The sequence below is a fragment of the Vibrio sp. 1562 genome, assembly GCF_033340155.1.
In the GTDB taxonomy this organism is placed as follows: Bacteria; Pseudomonadota; Gammaproteobacteria; order Enterobacterales; family Vibrionaceae; genus Vibrio; species Vibrio alginolyticus.
Genome location: NZ_JAWOVY010000100.1, coordinates 1 through 1,190, shown reverse-complemented (window position 1 = coordinate 1,190; position 1,190 = coordinate 1). Strand labels below are relative to the sequence as shown.

Sequence of the window (1,190 nt, the reverse complement as noted above, 5' to 3'; positions counted from 1 at the left end):
TATGAATTAGTCGAAGATCTTAGCAACAACACCAGCACCTACTGTACGGCCACCTTCACGGATCGCGAAACGTAGACCTTCGTCCATTGCGATTGGTGCGATTAGCTCTACAGTCATCTGTACGTTGTCGCCTGGCATTACCATTTCTACGCCGTCTGGTAGCTGGATGTCACCAGTTACGTCAGTTGTACGGAAGTAGAACTGTGGACGGTAGCCTTTGAAGAATGGAGTGTGACGACCACCTTCATCTTTAGACAGTACGTATACTTCTGATTCGAACTTAGTGTGTGGAGTGATTGAACCAGGCTTAGCTAGTACTTGACCACGTTCAACTTCGTCACGCTTAGTACCACGTAGAAGTGCACCAACGTTCTCACCTGCACGGCCTTCGTCTAGAAGCTTACGGAACATCTCAACACCAGTACATGTAGTTGTAGTAGTGTCTTTGATACCTACGATAGCAACTTCGTCACCTACAGTTAGGATACCACGCTCGATACGGCCAGTTACTACTGTACCACGACCTTGGATTGAGAATACGTCTTCGATAGGCATTAGGAATGGCTGATCTACCGCACGCTCTGGCTCAGGGATGTAAGTATCTAGAGCTTCTGCTAGTTCAACGATTTTCGCTTCCCACTGCTCTTCGCCGTTTAGTGCGCCTAGTGCAGAACCTTGGATAACTGGTAGGTCATCACCTGGGAAATCGTATTCAGATAGAAGTTCACGAACTTCCATTTCTACTAGTTCTAGTAGCTCTTCATCGTCAACCATGTCACATTTGTTCATGAATACGATGATGTATGGGATACCAACCTGACGGCCTAGTAGGATGTGCTCACGAGTTTGTGGCATTGGGCCATCTGTCGCAGCAACAACTAGGATACCACCGTCCATCTGTGCAGCACCAGTGATCATGTTTTTAACATAGTCAGCGTGTCCTGGACAGTCAACGTGTGCGTAGTGGCGTGATGGAGTGTCGTACTCAACGTGAGAAGTTGCGATTGTGATACCGCGCTCACGCTCTTCTGGAGCGTTATCGATAGATGCGAAGTCTTTAGCTACACCGCCGTAAACTTTAGCAAGAGTAGTACAGATAGCTGCAGTTAGAGTTGTTTTACCGTGGTCAACGTGGCCGATAGTACCAACGTTAACGTGCGGTTTCGTACGTTCAAATTTTTCTTTAGACA

The 1,190-nt window shown here is 47.3% G+C and carries 1 protein-coding gene; it reads right to left on the bottom strand.

The features are described 5' to 3' along the window. Nucleotides 1–6: 6 nt before the first annotated feature. Nucleotides 7–1,190: elongation factor Tu (gene tuf, locus R7Z49_RS23455; RefSeq protein WP_017822038.1), on the bottom strand; the 1,184-nt coding region annotated here is incomplete at its 5' end.